General features: G+C 63.6%; 14 protein-coding genes. 6 read left to right on the top strand and 8 right to left on the bottom strand.

What is annotated here, in order from left to right; translation table 11 throughout:
- Window positions 1–2: 2 nt before the first annotated feature.
- Entirely contained in the window at window positions 3–1169 is a 1167-nt protein-coding gene (locus F757_RS0104670; protein ID WP_027210397.1) for an acetyl-CoA acetyltransferase, read from the bottom strand.
- 403 nt (window positions 1170–1572) lie between these two features.
- On the opposite strand from F757_RS0104670, the gene F757_RS0104665 reads away from it, so the two are divergent.
- The 6 genes from F757_RS0104665 to dld all read left to right on the top strand — a co-directional run bounded on the left by F757_RS0104665 (window position 1573) and on the right by dld (window position 9843).
- Window positions 1573–2592: a TRAP transporter substrate-binding protein gene (locus tag F757_RS0104665; RefSeq protein WP_027210396.1), complete on the top strand. Its 1020-nt coding sequence runs from the start codon at window positions 1573–1575 to the stop codon at window positions 2590–2592.
- Window positions 2593–2597: 5 nt separating this feature from the next.
- Window positions 2598–4478, top strand: coding sequence for a TRAP transporter large permease (locus F757_RS0104660; protein WP_027210395.1), 1881 nt, complete (start codon window positions 2598–2600; stop codon window positions 4476–4478).
- Window positions 4479–4601: 123 nt separating this feature from the next.
- Window positions 4602–5402, top strand: coding sequence for an SDR family NAD(P)-dependent oxidoreductase (locus tag F757_RS0104655; protein WP_027210394.1), 801 nt, complete (start codon window positions 4602–4604; stop codon window positions 5400–5402).
- Window positions 5403–5731: 329 nt separating this feature from the next.
- Window positions 5732–6502 carry a transcriptional regulator GlcC gene (glcC, locus tag F757_RS0104650; RefSeq protein ID WP_027210393.1) on the top strand — a complete coding sequence of 257 codons (771 nt, stop codon included), beginning with the start codon at window positions 5732–5734 and terminating at the stop codon, window positions 6500–6502.
- Between the two features lie 149 nt (window positions 6503–6651).
- The gene (locus F757_RS0104645) at window positions 6652–7980 is read left to right on the top strand and encodes an MFS transporter (RefSeq protein ID WP_027210392.1); all 1329 of its coding nucleotides are present in this window, start codon (window positions 6652–6654) and stop codon (window positions 7978–7980) included.
- A gap of 111 nt (window positions 7981–8091) precedes the next feature.
- Entirely contained in the window at window positions 8092–9843 is a 1752-nt protein-coding gene (gene dld / locus F757_RS0104640; RefSeq protein ID WP_027210391.1) for a D-lactate dehydrogenase, read from the top strand.
- A 193-nt stretch (window positions 9844–10036) separates the two neighbouring features.
- Here the strand turns inward: dld and F757_RS0104635 are convergent, their stop codons facing one another.
- From F757_RS0104635 to F757_RS0104605, 7 genes are all read right to left on the bottom strand, one after another.
- Window positions 10037–11056: an ABC transporter substrate-binding protein gene (locus tag F757_RS0104635; protein WP_027210390.1), complete on the bottom strand. Its 1020-nt coding sequence runs from the start codon at window positions 11054–11056 to the stop codon at window positions 10037–10039.
- Window positions 11057–11096: 40 nt separating this feature from the next.
- On the bottom strand, window positions 11097–12005 hold the full coding sequence (locus F757_RS0104630) for an SMP-30/gluconolactonase/LRE family protein (protein ID WP_027210389.1): 909 nt from the start codon (window positions 12003–12005) through the stop codon (window positions 11097–11099).
- Window positions 12006–12052: 47 nt separating this feature from the next.
- The gene (locus F757_RS0104625; protein ID WP_027210388.1) at window positions 12053–13039 is read right to left on the bottom strand and encodes an ABC transporter permease; all 987 of its coding nucleotides are present in this window, start codon (window positions 13037–13039) and stop codon (window positions 12053–12055) included.
- Window positions 13036–13986 carry an ABC transporter permease gene (locus F757_RS0104620; protein ID WP_027210387.1) on the bottom strand — a complete coding sequence of 317 codons (951 nt, stop codon included), beginning with the start codon at window positions 13984–13986 and terminating at the stop codon, window positions 13036–13038. Before F757_RS0104620 ends, F757_RS0104625 begins: the two co-directional genes overlap by 4 nt.
- Window positions 13983–15464 (bottom strand): sugar ABC transporter ATP-binding protein, encoded by a 1482-nt coding sequence (locus tag F757_RS0104615; protein WP_027210386.1) that lies wholly within the window; start codon window positions 15462–15464, stop codon window positions 13983–13985. Before F757_RS0104615 ends, F757_RS0104620 begins: the two co-directional genes overlap by 4 nt.
- 84 nt (window positions 15465–15548) lie before the next feature.
- On the bottom strand, window positions 15549–16583 hold the full coding sequence (locus F757_RS0104610; protein WP_027210385.1) for an ABC transporter substrate-binding protein: 1035 nt from the start codon (window positions 16581–16583) through the stop codon (window positions 15549–15551).
- Between the two features lie 249 nt (window positions 16584–16832).
- On the bottom strand, window positions 16833–18068 hold the full coding sequence (locus F757_RS0104605) for an alpha-hydroxy acid oxidase (protein WP_027210384.1): 1236 nt from the start codon (window positions 18066–18068) through the stop codon (window positions 16833–16835).
- Window positions 18069–18121 lie beyond the last annotated feature (53 nt).

The following is an 18121-nucleotide window of genomic DNA, read 5'->3' as shown; positions in this document are numbered from 1 at the left end:
CTTTAGCGGCGTGCTTCGAGAATGCTCAGGTAATTCGTCACCGCCGCGCCGCCCATGTTGAACACCCCGGCCGTGCGCGCATCCGCAATCTGCATGTCGCCGGCCTGGCCGGTCACCTGCATGGCCGCCATCACGTGCATGGATACACCGGTGGCGCCGACCGGGTGGCCCTTCGCCTTCAACCCGCCCGACGGATTGACCGGCAAGCGTCCTTCCTTCGTTGTCACGCCGTCGAGAATCACGCTCGCGCCCTGGCCCGGCTCGGCGAGGCCCATCGCTTCGTATTCGATCAACTCGGCAATCGTGAAGCAGTCGTGCGTTTCCACCAGCGACAGATCGCGAAGGGTCATGCCCGCCTGCGCGAGGCCGCGCTTCCACGCGAGGCGCGCGCCATCGAACGCGATTGGATCGCGGCGCGACAACGGCAAATAGTCGCTCACCTGCACCGTCGCGCGAAATTCGACAGCATGCCGCGCGCTTCGCGCAAGTTCCGGCGAAGCAATGATCATTGCGGCCGCGCCGTCGGAAATCATCGAGCAGTCGGTGCGCTTTAACGGTCCGGCCACGAACGGGTTTTTCTCCGACGCAGTACGGCAGAAGTCGTAGCCGAAATCGCGCCGCATATGCGCATACGGGTTCGCTACGCCGTTGCGATGGTTTTTCGCGGCGATCGCCGCCAGTGCGTCCGATTGATCGCCGTAGCGGTCGAAATAGGTCTGCGCGAGGCGGCCGAAGATGCCCGCGAAACCGCCTGGCACATCTGCCTCTTCCGACGCATACGAGCACTTTTGCAGCACCTTGCCGACTTCGGCGGTCGGCAGACCCGTCATCTTCTCGTAGCCGATCACGAGCGCGCATGCCGAGCGGCCCGCGCGGATCGCGTCGAGGGCGGAATACACTGCCGCCGATCCGGTCGAGCACGCGTTTTCGCAGCGCACAGTCGACGTGTAACGCAATTCGGGAATCGAATTGAAGACCAGAGCCGACGGAAAGTCCTGATAGACGAAGCCCCCGTTGAATGTGCCCACGTGAATCGAATCTATCTGGCCGGCTCCTATGCCTGCATGTTCGATCGCCCCTCGCGCGCTGTCGGCGATCATGCGTTCTATGTCGATCGCATCCAGCTTGCCGAACGGCAGATGACTCCATCCGATGATGGTCGGTTGCATTAGATACCACTCCTTCGCTTGAGAATGGCGCCACTCAATGCAAGAGCCAGGCCAATGCGGTTATATCGCCTGCCGGTCATTGCCCTCGGCAGCCACAACAGCGTCGGTCGGGGTCCATCGACCCTTGCCTGGCAAGACCGGGCCGCTCGTATGACCGTTCATGCGCGCTTCATGCGCCCCCGGCAATGCGCCTGCTAACCGCAACGCCGACCGACCAAAGCATGCGACAGGTGTCGCATGCGCTAAACACATGAATGCGTGGACGCGCCATCCGACGCCTGGCAAAAACCCCAATGCGCGCATTCGATGTCAGTGCTGGCGCGGGTTGCAAAAAATGGCACCGCTCTTGCTTTTAGCTGAGCGCCGCCTCGATGCGGCGAACATAAAACTCAGGAGACAGACGATGAGCGTTACTTCCCGGCGCGACTTTCTCAAGTGCGCCTCTCTTGCCGCCGCTGCCTCGTTTGCCGGCCTGCATGGCCGCAGCGCGCACGCGGCCGAGTTCACCTTGAAGTATGCGAACAACCTGCCCGCCACTCATCCCATGAATGTGCGCGCGAAGCAGGCAGCAGCGCGCATTGCTTCGGAGAGCAAAGGGCGCGTCGACTTCCAGGTGTATTCGAATAACCAGTTGGGCAGCGACACCGACATGCTCTCGCAGGTGCGCTCCGGCGCAATCGACTACTTCACGCTGTCGCCGCTGATTCTCGGTACGCTCGTGCCGGCGGCGCAGATTACCGGCGTGGGCTTTGCGTTCAAGGACTACGACCAGGTATGGGGCGCGCTCGACGGTGCGCTCGGCGCGCGCGTGCGCCAGGAGATCGCAAAGACGTCCGTGTTCGCGTTCGAAAAGATCTGGGACAACGGTTACCGGCAAACGACCACGAGCAACCGGTCGATCCATGTGCCGGACGACCTGAAGGGCATCAAGCTGCGTGTGCCGATGAGCCCAATCTGGACGTCGATGTTCCAGTCGCTCGGCGCATCGCCGGCCAGCATCAACTTTTCAGAGGTGTATTCGTCGCTGCAAACGCGGGTGGTCGAGGGCCAGGAGAATCCGCTTGCGACCATTACCGCCGCCAAGCTCTATGAAGTGCAGAAGTACTGTTCGCTCACCAATCACATGTGGGACGGCTTCTGGTTCCTCGCCAACAAGCAGTCATTCGAGCGGCTGCCCAAGGACCTGCAGGCCATCGTTCGCAATGCGATCAACGACGCCGCGGTGCAGGAACGCGCGGACGTCGCAAAGCTGAACGCGTCGTTGATGCCGGAGCTCAAGTCCAGGGGTCTGCAATTCAACGACGTCGACATGAACGCGTTTCGCAAACAGTTGACCGCTACCGGCTTCTACGCCGACTGGCACAAAAAGTTTGGCGACGACGCATGGACCGCCCTCGAAAAATACACCGGCAAGCTCGCCTGACGCTCATGCATCTGACCTTAACGAAGAAACTGGAAAACGACGGCTGGCTTCCGCGCGGCGTCGCGCTGGCAGTCGATTGGGTAATGCACGGGGTCGGCGCGGTGGCGGCCTGCCTCGTGGTTGCGGAGACCGTGATCCTGCTGTGCGGCGTGATCTTTCGCTACGGGCTGAACCGGCCTCTCATCTGGTCCGACGAACTCGCTTCTATCCTGTTCAGTTGGCTCGCAATGCTCGGCGCCGTACTCGCGTTGCACCGCGGCGAACATATGCGGCTCACGGCAATCGTTTCGCGCTTGCCGGACAAATGGCGTGGCTGGCTGGAAGCGGTCAGCGCGCTGACCGTGTGCGCGTTCGTCGGTCTCATCATCGCGCCGGCGGTCGAACACATGAACCTGCAAATGCCCGTCAGCACGCCCGCGCTGCAGTTGCCCGACGGCTGGCGCTGCGCCGCGCTGCCCGTGGGCGCGGTCCTGATGCTGATCGCCGCAATCGCGCGTATCGCCCGCAATGTGACGCCCGCGCAGTTCGGCGGCGCGCTCCTCACCGCGGGAACGATCGCCGCCGTGCTGTGGTTCGCGCAGCCGGCTCTGCTCGGGCTCGGCAATCTCAACCTGATCGTGTTCTTCGTCGTGCTGGTGGGTCTGTGCGTGGCGGGCGGCGTGCCGATTGCGTTCAGCTTCGGCACCGCGACACTTGCATATCTGGTTCTGATGACGCATGCGCCGCTCGGTATCGTGGTGAGCCGGATGGACGAAGGCATGGCGAATCTCGTGCTGCTGTCCGTGCCGCTCTTCGTGCTGCTCGGCGCGCTGCTGGAGTTGAGCGGACTCGCGCGCTGCCTGATCGATTTCATGGCCGCACTGCTCGGTCACGTGCGCGGCGGCCTGCAATACGTGTTGCTCGGCGCGATGTTTCTGGTGTCGGGCATATCGGGCGCCAAAGCGGCGGACATGGCCGCCATCGCGCCCGCGCTCTTTCCCGAGATGCAGCGGCGCGGGGCCAAGCCGGAAGAACTGGTCGCGCTCCTCTCTTCGACAGGAGCGATGACCGAGACGATTCCGCCAAGCCTCGTGCTGATCACGATCGGCGCGGTATGCGGCGTATCGATCACCGCGCTGTTTGTCGGCGGCATCATGCCCGCGGTGGTTGCCACTATCGCGATCGGCTTCGTCTGCTGGCGCCGCGCGCGGCACGAGCCGGCCGGCAACACGACACGCGCGCCTCTGCGCACAATCCTGAGGACCTTCGTGATTGCGCTTCCCGCACTCGCGCTGCCAATGCTGATCCGCGCAGTGGTGATCGAAGGCGCCGCGACGGCGACCGAAGTGTCCACCATCGGCATTGCATACACGCTGATTGCAGGGGTGCTGCTGCATCTGTTCGGACGACGGATCAAATGGCAGCGCCTCTACTCGCTGCTGCTCGATACCGCAAGTCTTTCCGGCGCCATCCTGCTGATCATCGGCCTTGCCACCGCGATGGCGTGGGCGCTCACGCAATCGGGCTTCTCGGCGTCGCTTGTGACCGCGATGGAACACATGCCGGGCGGGCCCCACGCGTTCCTGGCGGTGTCGATCGTGGTGTTCGTCGTGCTTGGCAGCGTGCTCGAAGGAATACCCGCGATCGTGCTGTTCGGCCCGCTGCTCTTTCCCGTTGCGCGGGCGCTCGGCATACACGACGTGCACTACGCGATGGTCGTGATTCTTTCGATGGGGCTCGGCCTCTTCGCACCGCCGATGGGCGTCGGCTTCTATGCCGCCTGCGCAATCGGCAAGGTGTCTCCGGACCGTGTGGTAAGCCGCGTGTGGGGCTATCTCGGCGCGCTGCTTATCGCGCTCGTAGTGGTCGCGTTCGTGCCCTGGCTGTCGATCGGGTTCCTGAAGTGAAGCGATAGAGCGCCGATACGAACGCAACCGGGCCAACAGCTTTACACATTGTCGTGTTCGCCGTTCCGATCATCTATCTACAGTCTTTCGTTTCGTCTCCAATCATTCATTCGAGAGTGCGCAGTGAATCAGAATATCGAAACCTTCCGCCGTGACCGCTCCCTTCCCGCCCATCCGCGCGTCGCCCTCGTGACCGGCGGGGGCGCCGGCATCGGCGCGGCGATCTCGCAACAACTCGCCGAGGCTGGGCACATTGTCTTCGTCGGCGATATCAATACTCATTCGGCGAACGATCTGGCCGGCTCGCTGTGCGCGGCCGGTCGCGAGGCGTACGCGGTGCGGCTCGACGTCTCGGATGCCTCGTCGATCGACGAGGCGTTCGCAGCGATTGACGGGCAGTTTGGCCGCTGCGACATTCTCGTGAACAACGCAGGCATTGCGAAGACCTTTCCGTTTATCGATTATCCGGTCGAGCATTGGCGCAAGGTATTCGACGTCAATGTAACCGGGCCGATGTTGTGCGGCCAGCGTGCCGCCCGGCTCATGCGCCAGGCCGGCTGGGGGCGCATCGTGAATATTGCGTCGGTCAGCGGACTGCGCGCGAGCATGGGGCGTACCGCGTATGGCACGTCGAAGGCAGCGGTGATCGGTCTCACGCGGCAGATGGCCATTGAACTCGCCGAGTATGGCATTACGACCAACGGCATTGCCCCCGGCCCGGTGGACACGCCGATGACGCTCGATCTTCATTCGCAGGTGGCGCGCGAGAACTACACGCGCGCGGTGCCCGCCGGACGCTATGGCGTGCCGGACGAGATCGCCTCGGTCGTCGCCTTCCTGTGCTCGGAACGCGCTTCTTACGTGAACGGACAGACGCTGCCGGTAGACGGCGGGTTTATGGCGGCGGGAGTGCTGGAGATTTAAGGCATGCGGGCAGCCGGTACTGCACAGTTCGCCAAGCGCGGCTCTGCGCAGGCGGGCTGACAACGCGTGGCTGTTGGCAATGCCCGTGCCGTACACCTTCTCTGCCGAACCCACGTAGGCGTCGCGCCAAGCGTCCCATTGCAGTCGGTCGGCACCGTTGCAGGACGCGGCCGAGGCGGCCGTTACATCGCTCGCGGGACGACGAGCGCCGCGCTCCACGCGGAGCGGCTTGCCGAAAACATCCTCTGGCCCCTGCCCGTCCTGCCTTGCCATCATCCTTCCTCGCGCGCTAGTATGATCCGACAGTGGTCCGACCAGTAGAGGGGCGCATGGAAAGGGACGATACGGAATCCGGCTCGCAGGTGGCCGACGTGGTGGCCGCGCGCATCGAAAGCCTGATCGTCGACGGCGTGCTCAAGCCGGGTCAAGCGCTGCCATCCGAGCGCCGCCTGACAGTCAAGCTCGGCGTATCGCGCTCCGCGCTGCGCGAGGGACTGAAGGTGCTGCGCGCGCGCAAGATTATCGAAACGTCGCACGGGCGCGGCTCGTTCGTCGCGGCGCTGACCTCGCAACCCGCGCTTTCGCCGATGATGCATCTGCTCGGATCGCAGCCGCGCACGCTCTACGACATCTTCGAAGTGCGCGAGATGCTGGAGGCCGAATCCGCACGGCTTGCCGCGCTGCGTGGCACCCAGGCCGACTACGCGCTGATCACCCGGCGCTATGAAGAGATGCTCGCGGCGAACAACAACCCTGACATCGGCGAAACCAGGCGCGCGCGACTCGACTACGCGTTCCATCTCGCGATCTGCGAGGCCTCGCACAATCCGGTGCTGGTGCATACCCTGACATCCCTCACGGACCTGCTGCTGAGTTCGGTCTTCGCATCGGTCAACAACCTCTATCACCGCACGGCGGAAAAGCGCGTCATCGACCGCCAGCATGCGCGGCTCTACAAGGCCGTCACCGGCAAACAGCCCGAGCAGGCGCGGCGCGCGGCGAGCTCGCATATCGCCACGACCACCGCCTGTCTGCGCGAAATAGACGGAGAAGAGCAGCGTCTCGTGCGAGCCACGCTGCGCCTGAACGGCTGGCAATAGTAGTTTCCTCAGCTGTATGGCAGGCTGGCACGGCAAAACAAACTGGTCGGACCAGTACTTTGGCATATCGACAGTTTCCCGCTGACGCGGAACAATGCGCGACATTCAGTCAGTAGCGGCAACAGGCCGCACGCATCAGGAGACAGTCGATGAACCCGCCCCTCAGCCCGGCATCCTCCGCCGGTTTCGAGAACGCCACGTACGCAAAAGTGACCTGGCGTCTGCTTCCGTTTCTTTTCATCTGCTATGTCGCGGCGTATCTGGACCGCGTGAACGTGGGTTTCGCGAAGCTGCAGATGCTGAGCGACCTCAAGTTCAGCGAGTCCGTGTACGGCCTTGGCGCGGGCATTTTTTTCATCGGCTATTTCCTGTTCGAGGTGCCGAGCAACGTGCTTTTGCATCGCGTGGGCGCCCGGGTGTGGATCAGCCGCATCATGATGACGTGGGCGGTAGTATCGGCGGCATCGCTGTTCGTCAAAACGCCCGCCATGTTCTATCTCGTGCGCTTTTTGCTGGGCGTGGCGGAAGCGGGTTTCTTTCCCGGCATCGTGCTGTATCTGACCTACTGGTATCCGTCAAGCCGGCGCGGCCGCATGAACGCGCTGTTCATGATCGGCATTCCGGTGGCAGGCGTCGTGGGCGGTCCGCTGTCGGGCTGGATCATGCAGGTGTTCAACGGCGTGCATGGCATGTCGAACTGGCAATGGCTCTATCTGATCGAAGCGGCACCATCGCTCGTGCTCGGCGTTCTCGTGCTGTTTTTGCTGCCTAACGGCATTCGCGCTGCATCGTGGCTGGACGAATCGCAGAAGAAGCTTCTCGAAGCCAATCTCGCCCGCGATGGCAATGTGAACGCCGATCATTCGCTGAAGGCTGTGGTCTCGAATGGTCGCGTGTGGCATCTGGCGGCGATCTACTTCTGCTGCATGATGGGCCTCTACGGCGTGAGCTTCTATCTGCCGACGCTCGTCAAGGCCGCGGGCGTCAAGGACGCATTCGCTGTCGGGCTGCTGAGCGCCGTGCCTTACGCGGTCGCCATCGTGTCGATGGTGCGGGTCGCGAAAAGCTCGGACGAACGTCGCGAGCGGCGCTGGCATCTGGCGACGGCTGCCATTGCTGCTGCAATCGGCTTCTATGCGAGCACCCTGTACACGGACAACCTCGTGCTGGTGCTGATTACGCTGTCGGCCGCAACCGCCGGCGTCCTCTCGATGATGCCCGTCTTCTGGACCTATCCGAGCAGCGTGCTGTCGGGGACGGCCGCGGCCGCGGGCATCGCAATGATCAACTCCGTCGGCAACCTTGCTGGCTTCGTGAGCCCGTCGATCATCGGCTGGATGAAGGATGTCACGCACAGCACGAACGCGGGTCTCCTGTTCGTCGCGTTCGCGCTGTTCGTGGGCGCCGTTCTCACGCTGATGCAACGCGGCGTCGCGCGCTCCGCGCCGCCGACGCCGACTCGGCAGAGCCGCGTTTAACTGGCATATGAGTCGCCCATAAGCCGCACATAAGCCGCACATAAGCCACACATAAGCCGCACAAAAGTCCCATTTAGATCGGGTACGACTCACCCAAGGTTCGAGGGCATCATGTCCGACACTGCTTTGCTAACCTCACTGCGCGAGATCGTCGGTGCGAGCCACTTGCTGACCGGCGATGCGCAAACGCGCCGCTATCGCACGGGTTACCGCTTCGGCACGGGGCGCGTGCTAGCCGTGGTTCGTCCGGGCACCCTGTACGAGCAATGGCAGGCGCTCTGCGCATGCGTCGCGGCGCGTGTCATCGTCATTACGCAGGCATCGAACACGGGACTGACCGGCGGTTCGACACCCGCCGGAGATGACTACGATCGCGATATCGTCATCGTCAGCACGACTCGCATCAAGCGCATTCATCTGCTCGACGGCGGCAGGCAGGTCGTGTGCATCGGCGGCACGACGCTCGATCAGCTGGAACGCACGTTAAAGCCGCTCGGGCGCGAGCCGCATTCGGTGATCGGCTCATCGTGCATTGGCGCATCGGTGCTGGGTGGCATCAGCAACAATTCGGGCGGCTCGCTCGTGCATCGCGGGCCGGCTTATACGGAGATGGCGCTGTTCGCGGCCGTCGATGCGACCGGCACCTTGCGGCTTGTGAATCATCTCGGCATAGAACTGGGCGAGTCGCCTAAGGACGTGCTGACACGCATCGAGAACGGCACGTTCGACCCCGGCGACGTAAGCGCGGGCGCAGCCGCGTCCGACCGCGAATACGCGACCCATGTGCGCGATGTGGATGCTTCGACACCCGCGCGCTTTAACGCCGATCCGCGCCGTCTGTTCGAGGCGTCCGGTTCCGCGGGCAAGGTCATGACCTTCGCCGTGCGTCTCGACACGTTCGCTGCCGAGAGCGGCGCAAAGGTCTTCTACATCGGCACAAACGACACGGGCGTGCTCACCGATATTCGCCGCCATGCGCTCGCGAACTTCGAGTATCTGCCCATTGCAGGCGAGTACATGCATCGCGATGCATTCGATGTGGCGAAGAAGTACGGCAAGGATCTGTTTGTCATCATTGACCGGTTCGGCACCGAACGACTGCCGATGTTCTTCAGCCTGAAGACGCGTTGCGACACGTGGTTCGAACGCCTGAGTTTCATGCCGAAGCATTTCACCGACCGCATGCTGCAATGGCTAGGCAAGTTGCTGCCAGATCATCTGCCTGCGCGGCTCAAGGAGTATCGGGACCGCTACGAGCATCATCTGATGCTTAAGGTGCCGGCGGCGGGCATTCACGAGGCGCGGGCTTTTCTCGCGGAACGTTTCGCCGATGCAAACGGCGCGTATTTTGAATGCACGGACGAAGAAGGCCGCAAAGCGTTCCTGCATCGCTTCGCGGCGGCGAGCGCGGCCGTTCGGTATCGCGCGGTGCATCACCGGGAAGTCGAAGATATCGTTGCGCTCGACATTGCGCTAAGAAGAAACGATCGCGACTGGTTCGAGCATTTGCCGCAAAAGATCGAGCGGGCCATTACGCTGAAGCTGTATTACGGACACTTTCTGTGTCACGTGTTCCATCAGGACTACATTGTCATGAAGGGGCACGACTGCATGGCGCTCGAACACGAAATGCTCGAATTGCTCGACGCTCGCGGCGCCGAATATCCGGCGGAGCATAACGTGGGGCACCTGTACGAGGCGAAGCCCGAGCTTGCCGCGTTCTATCAGAAGCTCGATCCGTGCAATTGCTTCAATCCGGGCATTGGCAAGACCTCGAAGTTTGCGGCTTATCGCGAGCCCGAAGGCGAGTCGCACGGCAACTCCCAAGGTAACTCACAAGCTGTAAGCGAACCGGTCGCTTAAGCGTCGTGTGACCCCGGGCGGTCGAGGCCCGCTGTTCTTGTCCAAAGATTGGGGCATGGAGGCTGCCATCGTTTCGAAAGCATGCGGCAGATCGCGGCGCCACGAGCGGCGACGACTCGCGATCTGCTGGCTCATGCGACTCACCTTGCGCTCACCCGCTTGCGCTCACCCGCTTGCGCTCACCCGCTTGCGCTCACTTCTTCCCATCGACTACCGCGACCACTTCATCGCGCGAGTACTCCTTGTTCGCGAGCGCACCAGCCGGTGTCCTCGCGAGCACCGCATCGAGTTCATCAGGTTTGACTTCAAGCACCGGCATGCGGATATCGTGCGGCACTTTCTTGCCGGCGAGGATCTGCTGCGTGACCCAGAACGCGAACGTCGACGCACCCGGCGGAATCGTCACCGACATCGTCTCGTAGCCGCTCTTCTTCTGATCGGCCCACCATGCAAGCTCTTCCTGACGGTTGCCGAGAATGATGATCGGTGTCGGCCGTCCGGCAGCCTTGATCGCCTGCGCGGCGCCGAAGCCGTCGCCGCCCTGGGTGAGAACGCCGTCGATCTTCGGCAACGTCGGCAAAATGCCCGCCACCTGTTTTTGCGCGACGGTCTGCGTCCAGTCGCCATGTACCGAGCCGACGATCTTCAGCCCCGGATATTTCTTCAGCTGGTCCACGATGCCCTGATGAATCTCGTCGTCCACCGAGACACCTGCGAGCCCGCGGATCTCCAGCAGGTTGCCCTTGCCGTTCAAACGCTTCGCCAGATAATCGACCTGCATGCGGCCCATGCCCTGAAAATCGACCGCGATGCGGTATGCGCAGGGTTCGGTCGCGATCCCGTCGAACGACACGACTGTCACGCCCGCACCGCACGCCTGCTTGATGACACCGTTGAGCGCGGTGGGCGAGACCGCATCGACTGCAATCGCCTTGTAGCCTTGCAGCACCAGATTCTGGATCTGCTGGACCTGTTCGGTGGCCTGGCTTTCAGCCGTCGTGAAGCTGGGTGCGGCCGCAACGATCTTCTGTTTCACCGCCGGATCCGCGACGTTCGACCAGCTCTTGAGCATCTGCTGGCGCCAGCTGTTGCCCGCATAATTGTTCGACAGCGCGATCTTCATCGACGACGTATCGCCGGTTGCGACCTGCGCCGATGCGCCCGCCGATGCCGTGGCGAGGCACAGCGCCACCGCGATTGCTGTCATCTTCATATTTCGTCTCCGGATTTTGATGTTGTAATGTTGGGATGTTTCAGCGCCCCGCGCCGCGCACACCGACGTGAAGCGAATAGACCGACGAGGTCGCCGCGATAAACAGCCGATTGCGGTTGATACCGCCGAACGTGAGATTCGCGACCACCTCCGGAATCAGGATCTTGCCGAGCAGAGTTCCGTCCGGCGCATAGCAATGCACGCCGTCTTCGGCGCTCGTCCACACGTTGCCGTGCTCGTCGACGCGCATGCCGTCCGGCACGCCGCTTTGCATCTCGATGAAAACGCGCCCGTTGCGCAAACGGCCCTCGCCCGCAACGTCGAACACGCGGATATGGCGCGGCGCCGTGTCGTCGTGCGACGCGCCGGAATCCGCGATATAAAGGCGCGATTCGTCCGGCGACAATGCAAGACCGTTTGGCTTCACGAAGTCGTCGCTGACCAGTTCCACCCGCGTGCTGTCCGGCGCAATGCGGTACACGTTGCAGCGGCCGATCTCGCTCTCTGCGCGATATCCTTCGTAGTCGCTCAAGATGCCGTAGTCGGGGTCCGTGAACCAGATGCCGCCGTTCGAATCAACGATCACATCGTTCGGCGAATTCAGCCGCTTGCCCTCGAAGTGCGACGCGAGCACGGTTACGCTGCCATCGTGTTCAGTGCGCGTCACGCGCCGCCCGCCGTGCTCGCAAGTGATGAGCCGGCCCTCGCGGTCGCGCGTGTTGCCGTTGCTGTAGTTCGACGGCGCGCGGAATACGCCCACGCCCATTCCCGGCGCCCAGCGCAGCATGCGGTTGTTGGGTATGTCGCTCCAGATGAGCAGGTCTGTCGCCGGGAAATAAACCGGCCCTTCGGCCCACAGGCATTCGTCTGTCAGGCGGCTCAGGAATGCATTGGGCTGAAGCAGCAGCCTGAAACGCGCATCATGCACTTCGTAGTCGCTGGATTTCATGTCCCCTCTCGTTCTTGATGTGAATCCGAACTGCGGCCCGCACCTCTTCACCGCATGGTCTTGCCGCCGGCCGCAACCGTCACCGCGATAATCAGCACGCCATAGACAATGGAGCGTACGCCCGCATCGGCGCCGAGCGCGTTGAGCGCGGCGTTCGTGAGAAACAGAAACATCGACGCGCCCCACACGCCGACGATCGTCGCCTTGCCGCCCGCGACCAGCGTGCCGCCGATCACGACCACGGCGATCGAGATCAGCATGTACTCGACGCCCATGTCGAGCGAGGCTCCGCCCGAGGTCGCCGCGAGCAGAAGTGCCGTGAGCGCGGCGATCATCGAGCACAGCAGGTACGCGAGGCAGCGCGTGCGATGCACGTCGACGCCCGCGAGCCACGCAGCCCGCGCGTTCTGTCCGATCGCCGACAGCTTGCGGCCATATACCGCGCGATGCAGCAACACAGCCAGCGCGGCCGACAACGCAAACGCAAGAAGCGCGATATACGGCACGTTCAGAAAACGGCTGGTCGCGAACGCGCCGAGCGCGGGCGGCGGTGGCGGAAGCTGCCGCCCTTGGGTGATCGCGATCGACTGGATGATGAAACTGGAGGACAGCGTCGCGATGATCGGCGGAATGCGCAGCAGTCTGATCAGCATGTAGTTCGCGAGGCCCACCGCGGCACCGACACCTAGCGCGGCCGCGACACCCAGCACGATCCGCCCGTTCGCTCCGCCCATTACGTGCATGCCGATCACGCCTGCGAGCGCGATGGTCGACGGCACCGACAGGTCGATGTTGCCGACGCCCGACGTAATAACGAGCATCTGCCCGAGACCGACGAGCACCATGAACACGCCATAGGTGAGCGCCGTCTGCGCGACGTTGCTGGCAATGCCGAAGCCGAACACGCCGACGATGCCGAACCACACCAGCACCGCGCCCACGAACGACCACGCCCACGGCGCCTGAACGCTGCGCAAGCGCGACCACGCGGTTGGGTCTGCACCGATTGCCCTGCCGGAAGTTTGCGATTTCATTGGCGCTCCCCGCGTTGCAGCAGCACGCGCAGCGACAGCACGACGACCAGGATCGCGCCCTGCATGCCGACCTGCCAGTCCGCCGGTATATTGAGGAAGGCGAGGAACGACGCCGCGAGCGTCAGCGTAATGGCACCGAGCACCGCGCCGATCACCGACACGCGCCCGCCGATGAATTCGCCGCCGCCAAGTATCACCGCCGCGATGGACAGCAACGTGTAGCGCAGCGCGAGATTCGCGTCGGCAGAAGTCGTGAGGCCGAGCAGCGACAGACCCGACAGCACGCCGAAAATGCCCGCGATGCCATACAGTGTCGCCTTGCTGCGCACCAGCGACCAGCCGAAGCGGCGCATCGCGCGCGGATTGCCGCCCGCGCCGCGTATCCGCACGCCGGCCGAGGTGCGCATCAGCAGCACGTGCCCGACGATCGCGACCAGCACCGACCACACGATCGGCGCCGCGACGAACGGCGTCTGATAGTTCATCGCCGCGCCGAGCCAGTTGGGACTCGTGCCGCCCGGCGAAGGCAGCAGCACGATCGCAAGGCCGCTCCATACGAACGACAGACCGAGCGTGACCACGATCGACGGGATCTGCCGCAGTTCGATCAGTGCGCCGACTGCCGCATACGCGAGCACGCAGCCGATCAGCGCGAGCACGCCGAGCCAAGGCTCCTTCACGAGCAGCGTCGCGCCGATGCACGCCACCAGACTAACGAAAGAACCGATCGACAGGTCTAGGTCGTTCACGGTGATGATCGCGAGCTGCGCGAGCGTCGCGAGCACGATCGGCACCGCCAGATTGAGCAGCAGACTCGAACCGAAATAACTCATCACCGCGGGCTGCATGATGAGAATCGGCACAAGCACCGCGATCAGCGAGATCGCGGGAAGCAACGCGCGCAGGCGGGCCTGCGTGCTCTGGATGGACGAGCGCGCGGGCGTCATGCGGCCTGCTCCTCGAAGCTTGCTGCAAGCAGTGCTTCTTCCGTGCATTCGTCGGCCTTGAGCACCCGCGTGACGGCGGCCGAGCGGAATACATAGGTGCGGTCGCAATGCGACAGTTCTTCGTTTTCTGTCGTGTACCAGATGAAGGTGCGGCCCTTTTGCGCTTCGTCATGAACGAGCTGGTAGATGTCGCGCTTGGTGCCGACATCCACGCCGCGCGTGGGATCGTCCATCAGGATCAGCACTGCGTCCGACGCGAGCGCGCGTGCGAACAGCACTTTCTGCTGATTGCCGCCGGAGAGCGACAGAATGCCCGCGCTCATCGGCGCGCCGCGTATGCCGATCTTCGCGCGCCATGCTTCGACGAGCGCGCGCGCGGCCGACCGATCGACGAGGCCGCGCCTCGACTTCGGGCCGCCGAAAAGCCAGCGCACGTCGAGGTTCTGCGCGATCGACCAGACCGGAAACACGCCGTCGCGACCGCGGTCGCCAGCGACGAAAGCGACCTTCGTGCGCCCCGCTCCGTGACGCGTGGCGGCCTCGTAGATCGACAGCAGCGCTTGCGTTTGCCCCTGGCCGGCGAGCCCTGCAAAGCCGACGATCTCGCCGCGCGATGCTTCGATCAAGGTCCGCTTATGCGGGCTGACATTCCAGCGAAAAGCGCGCCCGTCGCCGCTTGCCTCGCGCACACGCGCGGCAGAAGGCGTCTTGTCAGCTTCGAGCTGCTGGCCCATCGCCTGGATGATCGCCGCGCGACTCACCGCCTCGCGCGGCAGCACGCCGACAATTGCGCCGTCGCGCATCACGACCACACGATCCGCGACGCGCTCGATTTCGCCCAGCATGTGCGTGATCAGCACGCATGTGATTCCGGATTGCGCCGCGCGCCGCACAAATGCGAGCAGTTGCTCGGCCGTATGCGCGTCGAGCGACGACGTCGGCTCGTCGAGAATCACGAGGCGCACTGGCGCATCGGTCACGGTAAAGCCGCGCGCGATTTCCACCATCTGCTGTTGCGTGAGCGTCAGATCGGAAACCAGTTCGTTGCCCTTGAGCCCATTGCCGGGAAAAATTTCTTCGAGCTTCTCGCGCATCAGCGCGGTTGCCTTGCGGCGCCAGCCGCGCCCGCGCAATTGCGGATGCACGATCGCCATGTTTTCGGCGACCGTCAGGTTCGCGCACAGCGACAACTCCTGGAACACGCACCGCACGCCCGCATCGCGCGCGGCGTTCGCGTCGTAATGCGGCGCCGCTTGTCCGTCCACGGCAATGCGTCCCTGCGTCGGCGCATACACGCCCGCCAGCACCGCCATTAGCGTGGATTTGCCGGCGCCGTTATGTCCGGCAATGCCGACGCATTCTCCGCGCATGAACGCGAAGTCGATGTCGGCCAGCGCACGTACCCGGCCGAAGGTCTTGCCGATGCCTTCGAAACGAATCAATGCGTCCGGCTGACCGCTGCTTGATGTTGCGCCCATTCACATGCCTCCATGCGTGGCGTCGTACACGCGCCCGATTGCGCGCGATTGCGCCCGATCGCACAGGACCGGGCCTGCGCGTGCTTACTTTTTGTCGAGCAAGGCCACGGTTTGCGGCAACGTGTAGGTGACGTCGGCAAGACCGCCCTTAGGCGTCGCGGCGAGCTTTGCCGGCAACTCCTGCTGCGAGATCGCAAGCAGCGGTACGTTGATGGTCACGTCCTTCGGGATATGCTTGCCCGCGAGCACCTGCTGCGCGACCCAGAATGCGAACGAGACCGCGCCCGGCGGATTCGACAGCGAGCGCGACTGGTAACCGGTTTTGGTCTGCTCGCTCCACCATTCGAGTTCCGGATACGTGCTGCCGATGATCATGGGCGGCGTCGGCCGGTTGGCCGCCTTGAACGCCTGCGCGATGCCGAACGACATCTCGCCTTCGGTCGCGACGCCGTCGACTTGCGGCAGTGTCGGAAGAATGCCGGCGACGGCCTTTTGCGCGACAGACTGCGTCCAGTCGCCGTTCACCGAGCCGACGAGCTTGAGGCCCGGATGTTTCTTGAGCCCCTCGAGCACGCCTTCATGCATCAGGTTGTCGACAGAAATACCGGCCACGCCGCGCACTTCGAGAATGTTGCCTTTGCCGTTCAGCCGGGTCGCCAGATAATCGACGCCCTGCTCGGCCCAGCCCTTGAAGTCGAAATTCACGCGATACGCGCACGGTTCGTCGACGACACCGTCGAACGACACGACGACGATGCCCGCCGCGCACGCCTTTTTGATCGTACCGTTGAGCGCGGTGGGCGATACGGCGTCGATTACGATTGCGTTATAGCCTTGCAGTATCAGGTTCTGCACCTGCTGCGCCTGTTCGGTAACCTGATTTTCCGCAGTTGTGAACGCGGGCGCGGCGGCGATCTTCTTGTCGCTCACCGCTTGTTGCGCCACCGCGTTCCAACTCTTGAGCATGGACTGCCGCCAGGCATTGCCGGCGAAGCTGTTCGACAACGCGATCTTCTTTTGCGACGTGTCGCCAGTTGCGACCTGCGCGTGCGCCGCGCCGCCGACCATGCATGCGGCAAGCGCGAGCGTGGCCCTGACCTTCATTCCTTTACGGAACATCCTGTCATCTCCTTTCGTTTTTATTCGCGCGCCGTGACTTGATCGACAACGCGCCGTCTGCCAGTCTGCGTTGATTTCGTGCTGCGGTCAGGCCAATCGGTTTTGGTCAGGCCACCGATCGCGGAGCCAGTATAGCGACTGGTGCTAGCCTGTGCAATTCGGATTCGTTACCGGTAACGAAGGGTCGCGCGGCGCGTATTCCGGCAAGCAGGCATCGTCTTTCCGTCGCCAGCTTGCCGTGTGCTCGTCTTACGCGGCGGTCACCGCATCGTGCGCGCTGGCAGTGGGCACGCGCGATGGCGCTGCGCTCAGCGCGTGCCAGCGCAGATAGCTGCGATCCAGCGCGGCGATATCGCTGCAACCGAGCAGACCCAGCCCGCGATCCACTTCCGTCTGCAATATCTGGATCGCGCGCGCGGCGCCTTGCTGGCCGCCCGCGCTCAGGCCATAGGTCGTCGCCCGGCCGAGCAACACCGCATCGGCGCCCAACGCCACCGCTTTCAGAATGTCGGAGCCGCGGCGGAATCCGCCGTCGAGCATCACGGCGAGCCGGCCGCGCACCTGATCGACGACTTCCGGCAGCACGTCCATTGCGGACACCGCGCCGTCGAGCTGCCGGCCGCCGTGATTCGACAGCACGATCCCGTCGACGCCGGCCTCGACCGCCCGCAGCGCATCCGGCGCGCCCAGCACACCCTTCACGACGAGGCGCTTCGGCCACAGATCACGCAGCCAGCGAATGTCGTCCCAGGAGAGCGACGGATCGAGCTGCTGGCCCAGCGTGATGGTCGCGCCCTTCACGCTGGTCTGCCCCGGCGGCAACAGGTCGCCGAGATTGGCGAAGCGCGGCATGCCGCTTGGCCAGAGCACGTTGCTCATCCAGCGCGGATGGCCCAGCACGTCGAATTTGTTGCGCCAGTCCAGCATCAACGGCTTGATGTAGTTGCGCAGATCCCATTCGCGTTTGCCGAACACCGCGCTGTCCGTCGTCACGACCAGCGCTTCGATTCCGGCTGCGAGCGAGCGTTGCGCCAGCTTCGCGACGAACTCGCGCGTGCGATACATGTAGACCTGCATCCACACCCGGCCGCCCGCGCGTTGCACGACATCTTCAAGCGAGATCGTCGATGCATTGCTCAGCACGAACGGAATGCCGGCCGCCGCCGCGGCGCTCGCAAGTTGCACGTCGCCCTCGCGATACATGAGTCCGCTGTAGCCGGTCGGGCCGATCATGAATGGCGACGCCATGCGCTGACCGAACAGCGTCCTGCTCTGGTTGCGGTGTTCGACATTGACGAGCGTGCGCGGCAAGAACGCGATTTCATCGAACACGTTCCGGTTGCGGCGCAGCGTCGCCTCGTTCTCGGCGCCGCCTTCGATATATTCGAAACAGAAGTTCGGCAGCCGCCTGCGTGCCATCTCGCGCAGATCGTCGATGCTGTGCGCGCGGGTCACGTTGCGGCCTGAATAAAGACGGCGTTTCAATTCGGTTCTCCTGTTCCTTTCCTCTTTGCAGCGCGCATGCGATTCGCAGTCGA

The sequence above is a fragment of the Burkholderia sp. WSM2232 genome (genome assembly GCF_000472545.1).
In the GTDB taxonomy this organism is placed as follows: domain Bacteria; phylum Pseudomonadota; class Gammaproteobacteria; order Burkholderiales; family Burkholderiaceae; genus Paraburkholderia.
This window is presented reverse-complemented; position numbering and strand designations above follow the sequence as displayed.

What these genes read in the sequence shown, in the direction of transcription:
- F757_RS0104670 (WP_027210397.1), bottom strand. Translation starts at nt 1,169, where the DNA reads ATGCAACCGACCATCATCGGATGGAGTCATCTGCCGTTCGGCAAGCTG.
- F757_RS0104665 (WP_027210396.1), top strand. Translation starts at nt 1,573, where the DNA reads ATGAGCGTTACTTCCCGGCGCGACTTTCTCAAGTGCGCCTCTCTTGCC.
- F757_RS0104660 (WP_027210395.1), top strand. Translation starts at nt 2,598, where the DNA reads ATGCATCTGACCTTAACGAAGAAACTGGAAAACGACGGCTGGCTTCCG.
- glcC (WP_027210393.1), top strand. Translation starts at nt 5,732, where the DNA reads ATGGAAAGGGACGATACGGAATCCGGCTCGCAGGTGGCCGACGTGGTG.
- F757_RS0104645 (WP_027210392.1), top strand. Translation starts at nt 6,652, where the DNA reads ATGAACCCGCCCCTCAGCCCGGCATCCTCCGCCGGTTTCGAGAACGCC.
- dld (WP_027210391.1), top strand. Translation starts at nt 8,092, where the DNA reads ATGTCCGACACTGCTTTGCTAACCTCACTGCGCGAGATCGTCGGTGCG.
- F757_RS0104635 (WP_027210390.1), bottom strand. Translation starts at nt 11,056, where the DNA reads ATGAAGATGACAGCAATCGCGGTGGCGCTGTGCCTCGCCACGGCATCG.
- F757_RS0104630 (WP_027210389.1), bottom strand. Translation starts at nt 12,005, where the DNA reads ATGAAATCCAGCGACTACGAAGTGCATGATGCGCGTTTCAGGCTGCTG.
- F757_RS0104625 (WP_027210388.1), bottom strand. Translation starts at nt 13,039, where the DNA reads ATGAAATCGCAAACTTCCGGCAGGGCAATCGGTGCAGACCCAACCGCG.
- F757_RS0104620 (WP_027210387.1), bottom strand. Translation starts at nt 13,986, where the DNA reads ATGACGCCCGCGCGCTCGTCCATCCAGAGCACGCAGGCCCGCCTGCGC.
- F757_RS0104615 (WP_027210386.1), bottom strand. Translation starts at nt 15,464, where the DNA reads ATGGGCGCAACATCAAGCAGCGGTCAGCCGGACGCATTGATTCGTTTC.
- F757_RS0104610 (WP_027210385.1), bottom strand. Translation starts at nt 16,583, where the DNA reads ATGTTCCGTAAAGGAATGAAGGTCAGGGCCACGCTCGCGCTTGCCGCA.